This is a genomic window from Mycolicibacter longobardus (genome assembly GCF_002102265.1).
Classification (GTDB): Bacteria; Actinomycetota; Actinomycetes; order Mycobacteriales; family Mycobacteriaceae; genus Mycobacterium; species Mycobacterium longobardum.
The window spans coordinates 1-5,507 of the sequence record NZ_LQPG01000049.1; the positions used below are offsets into that span (position 1 = coordinate 1).

The 5,507-nt window shown below is 56.3% G+C and carries 3 rRNA genes; all 3 read right to left on the reverse strand.

Going from position 1 to position 5,507, the window contains the following annotated elements:
- Window positions 1-49 precede the first annotated feature (49 nt).
- A 5S ribosomal RNA gene (gene rrf, locus AWC16_RS20555) occupies window positions 50-162 on the reverse strand.
- Between the two features lie 150 nt (window positions 163-312).
- A 23S ribosomal RNA gene (locus AWC16_RS20560) occupies window positions 313-3,435 on the reverse strand.
- Window positions 3,436-3,818: 383 nt separating this feature from the next.
- Window positions 3,819-5,355, reverse strand: a 16S ribosomal RNA gene (locus tag AWC16_RS20565).
- Together the 16S, 23S and 5S rRNA genes form the textbook arrangement of a ribosomal RNA operon.
- Window positions 5,356-5,507: the final 152 nt, after the last annotated feature.

Below are 5,507 nucleotides of genomic sequence, written 5' to 3' on the forward strand. Positions count from 1 at the left end.
AAATGGGAAACGCCCCCCGATTGTGTCGGGGGGCGTTTCTTTGGGTTGTGTTCGGCGGTGTCCTACTTTTCCACCCGTGTGGGCAGTATCATCGGCGCTGACAGGCTTAGCTTCCGGGTTCGGGATGGGACCGGGCGTTTCCCTGTCGCTATGTCCGCCGTAACTCTATTTATTTTTGTTGGGGTGGGGTTGGCCGGCCCTGGGGTGGGCTGGTTTTCCTGGTCACCCTGTGTCACCTGGTTTGTTTGGTGGTGGGGTGGGGTGTGGTTGTGGTGTGTGGTTGCGAGGTCAACACAGTTTTGTTTGTTGTGTGTTGGTAAGTTTTCGGCCGGTTAGTGCCAGTTCCCTGCACACCTTGCGATGCTTCCAGGTCTGGTCTATCGATCCCGTGGTCTGCGGGGGGCCTTATCCCTCCTAGAGGGTGAGAATCCTGGTCTTGGAGTGGGTTTCCCGCTTAGATGCTTTCAGCGGTTATCCTGTCCGAACGTAGCTATCCAGCCGTGCTCCTGGTGGAACAACTGGTATACCAGAGGTTCGTCCGTCCCGGTCCTCTCGTACTAGGGACAGGTTTCCTCAAGATTCTGACGCGCGCGGCGGATAGAGACCGAACTGTCTCACGACGTTCTAAACCCAGCTCGCGTGCCGCTTTAATGGGCGAACAGCCCAACCCTTGGGACCTGCTCCAGCCCCAGGATGCGACGAGCCGACATCGAGGTGCCAAACCATCCCGTCGATATGGACTCTTGGGGAAGATCAGCCTGTTATCCCCGGGGTACCTTTTATCCGTTGAGCGACACCCCTTCCACTCGGGGGTGCCGGATCACTAGTCCCGACTTTCGTCCCTGTTTGACGTGTCAGTCTTACAGTCAAGCTCCCTTGTGCACTTACACTCAACACCTGATTGCCGTCCAGGTTGAGGGAACCTTTGGGCGCCTCCGTTACATTTTAGGAGGCAACCGCCCCAGTTAAACTACCCACCAGGCACTGTCCCTGAACCAGCTTCATGGTTCGAAGTTAGAGGTCCAATACGATCAGAGTGGTATTTCAACAACGACTCCACCCACACTGGCGTGCGGGTTTCACAGTCTCCCACCTATCCTACACAAACCGCATCGAACATCAATACCAAGCTATAGTGAAGGTCCCGGGGTCTTTTCGTCCTGCCGCGCGTAACGAGCATCTTTACTCGTAATGCAATTTCGCCGAGTCTATGGTTGAGACAGTTGAGAAGTCGTTACGCCATTCGTGCAGGTCGGAACTTACCCGACAAGGAATTTCGCTACCTTAGGATGGTTATAGTTACCACCGCCGTTTACTGGGGCTTAAATTCTCAGCTTCACCCCGAAGGGTTAACCGGTCCTCTTAACCTTCCAGCACCGGGCAGGCGTCAGTCCGTATACATCGTCTTGCGACTTCGCACGGACCTGTGTTTTTAGTAAACAGTCGCTTCTCACTGGTTTCTGCGACCCCCTCCCGCTGCCCCGGGCATGCCGGTTCACGGTGTGAGGGTCCCCCTTCTCCCGAAGTTACGGGGGTATTTTGCCGAGTTCCTTAACCATAGTTCACTCGTACGCCTTGGTATTCTCTACCTGACCACCTGTGTTGGTTTGGGGTACGGGCCGTGTGTGTGCTCGCTAGAGGCTTTTCTCGGCAGCATAGGATCACCGAATTCGCCGCAATCGGCTATGCATCACCTCTCGGAATATATGCCAGACGGATTTGCCTATCTGACTTCCTACGGGCTTGCCCCAGTATTACCACTGACTGGTACGGCTACCTTCCTGCGTCACCCCATCGCTTGACTACTACCAATGAAGGTCCCACGCAGCCCCACAACCCTCCTCACCCGAAGGATCAGAGTCATTGCGGTTTTGGGTGGTTAGTACCACTGATTCATCAGGGACGCCCACACACGGGTACGGGAATATCAACCCGTTGTCCATCGACTACGCCTGTCGGCCTCGCCTTAGGTCCCGACTCACCCTGGGAGGACTGGCCTGGCCCAGGAACCCTTGGTCTTTCGGCGGGCAAGGTTCTCACTTGCCTCATCGCTACTCATGCCTGCATTCTCGCTCCCACACCCTCCACCACTAGATCACTCTGTGGCTTCACCGGATGCAGGACGCTCCCCTACCCAATACTTACGTATTGCCGCGGCTTCGGCGGTGTGCTTGAGCCCCGCTACATTATCGGCGCACAATCACTTGACCAGTGAGCTATTACGCACTCTTTCAAGGGTGGCTGCTTCTAAGCCAACCTCCTGGTTGTCTTCGCGACTGCACATCCTTTTCCACTTAGCACACGCTTAGGGGCCTTAGCCGGCGATCTGGGCTGTTTCCCTCTCGACGCACGGAGCTTATCCCCCGCCGTCTCACTGCCACGCTTACACTCACCGGCATTCGGAGTTTGGCTGACGTCAGTAACCTAGTAGGGCCCATCGGCCATCCAGTAGCTCTACCTCCGGTGAGAAACACGCAACGCTGCACCTAAATGCATTTCGGGGAGAACCAGCTATCACGGAGTTTGATTGGCCTTTCACCCCTACCCACAACTCATCCCCTCAGTCTTCAACCTAAGTGGGTTCGGGCCTCCACGCGGTCTTACCCGCGCTTCACCCTGGCCATGGGTAGATCACTCCGCTTCGGGTCCACAACACGCCACTACACACACCCCAACGGATGCGATACGCCCTATTCAGACTCGCTTTCGCTGCGGCTACCCCACACGGGTTAACCTCGCGACGTGCCGGTGACTCGCAGGCTCATTCTTCAAAAGGCACGCCATCACCCCACTCAAAAGAGAAGGCTCTGACGGATTGTAGGCACATGGTTTCAGGTACTATTTCACTCCCCTCCCGGGGTACTTTTCACCATTCCCTCACGGTACTCGTCCGCTATCGGTCATCGAGTAGTATTCAGGCTTACCGGGTGGTCCCGGCAGATTCACAGCAGATTCCACGGGCCCGCTGCTACTCGGGAAACGCTCCAAGACAGGTATCGGGTTTTCACGTACCGGGCTCTCACCGTCTACGGCAGACCATCCCAGGCCACTTCCGCTAACCACAACACTTTCTCACTGCCCTCCAGGTAGGTAGACCCAGACGAAACGCTCCCACAACCCCGCACACACAACCCCTACCCGGTATCACATGCATACGGTTTAGCCATCCTCCGCTTTCGCTCGCCACTACTCACGGAATCACATTTTGTTTTCTTCTCCTACGGGTACTGAGATGTTTCACTTCCCCGCGTTACCTCCCCACCGGCTATACATTCACCGGAGGGTGACACGACATCACTCGTGCCGGGTTTCCCCATTCGGACATCCTCGGATCCACGCTCGGTTGACAGCTCCCCGAGGCATATCGCAGCCTCCCACGTCCTTCATCGGCTCCCGATGCCAAGGCATCCACCATGCGCCCTTAAACACTTACAAACACAAAAACCAACAAACAAAAATTGCAAAACAAACAAGACCACAGTCTTGCCTGTTAGATGCTCGCAACCACTATCCACAAAACAAACACCACACCCCACCACCAAGATGGAGCGACAACACACCACACCCCCACCAAAGGAGGCCAGCCCCCACCAACGAGGACCAACGGGCCTGTTGTCTCAGGACCCAACAGTGTGCCCAGCCAAAACCGGCCAACACCACCCCCAAAGAGGCCGTGCTGGTTGGTGTCATTGCTTGTTGCTGTCTCAAAAAAACATCTGCACCACCGGACCACCCACTACAGGCGCCGGCAAACCTATCCCAACCATCATGAATCCCACACTCGTTGCGGGGACGGGGGAAAAAATGGTGCTCCTTAGAAAGGAGGTGATCCAGCCGCACCTTCCGGTACGGCTACCTTGTTACGACTTCGTCCCAATCGCCGATCCCACCTTCGACGGCTCCCTCCCACAAGGGGTTAGGCCACCGGCTTCGGGTGTTACCGACTTTCATGACGTGACGGGCGGTGTGTACAAGGCCCGGGAACGTATTCACCGCAGCGTTGCTGATCTGCGATTACTAGCGACTCCGACTTCACGGGGTCGAGTTGCAGACCCCGATCCGAACTGAGACCGGCTTTCAAGGATTCGCTAAACCTCACGGCATCGCAGCCCTTTGTACCGGCCATTGTAGCATGTGTGAAGCCCTGGACATAAGGGGCATGATGACTTGACGTCATCCCCACCTTCCTCCGAGTTGACCCCGGCAGTCTCTCACGAGTCCCCACCATAACGTGCTGGCAACATGAGACAAGGGTTGCGCTCGTTGCGGGACTTAACCCAACATCTCACGACACGAGCTGACGACAGCCATGCACCACCTGCACACAGGCCACAAGGGAACCGACATCTCTACCGGCGTCCTGTGCATGTCAAACCCAGGTAAGGTTCTTCGCGTTGCATCGAATTAATCCACATGCTCCGCCGCTTGTGCGGGCCCCCGTCAATTCCTTTGAGTTTTAGCCTTGCGGCCGTACTCCCCAGGCGGGGTACTTAATGCGTTAGCTACGGCACGGATCCCTAAAGGAAGGAAACCCACACCTAGTACCCACCGTTTACGGCGTGGACTACCAGGGTATCTAATCCTGTTCGCTCCCCACGCTTTCGCTCCTCAGCGTCAGTTACTGCCCAGAGACCCGCCTTCGCCACCGGTGTTCCTCCTGATATCTGCGCATTCCACCGCTACACCAGGAATTCCAGTCTCCCCTACAGTACTCCAGTCTGCCCGTATCGCCCGCACGCCCACAGTTAAGCTGTGAGTTTTCACGAACAACGCGACAAACCACCTACGAGCTCTTTACGCCCAGTAATTCCGGACAACGCTCGCACCCTACGTATTACCGCGGCTGCTGGCACGTAGTTGGCCGGTGCTTCTTCTGTACCTACCGTCACCCCCACAAAAATGCGGGAGCTTCGCCGATACTGAAAGAGGTTTACAACCCGAAGGCCGTCATCCCCCACGCGGCGTCGCTGCATCAGGCTTGCGCCCATTGTGCAATATTCCCCACTGCTGCCTCCCGTAGGAGTCTGGGCCGTATCTCAGTCCCAGTGTGGCCGGACACCCTCTCAGGCCGGCTACCCGTCGTCGCCTTGGTAGGCCATCACCCCACCAACAAGCTGATAGGCCGCGGGCCCATCCCACACCGCAAAAGCTTTCCACCACACACCATGCAGTGCGTAGTCCTATCCGGTATTAGACCCAGTTTCCCAGGCTTATCCCAAAGTGCAGGGCAGATCACCCACGTGTTACTCACCCGTTCGCCACTCGAGTACCCCCGAAAGGGCCTTTCCGTTCGACTTGCATGTGTTAAGCACGCCGCCAGCGTTCGTCCTGAGCCAGGATCAAACTCTCCAAACAAAAACCATTTGGAAACAATCCTCAAAACATCAGTTCCGAAAAACCGACAAAAACAACACCACACCCCCAACACGGGGCGCCGAAGGCATGGCAAAAAACAACAACAAACAAAAACCACCAAACACACTATTGAGTTCTCAAACAACACGCCC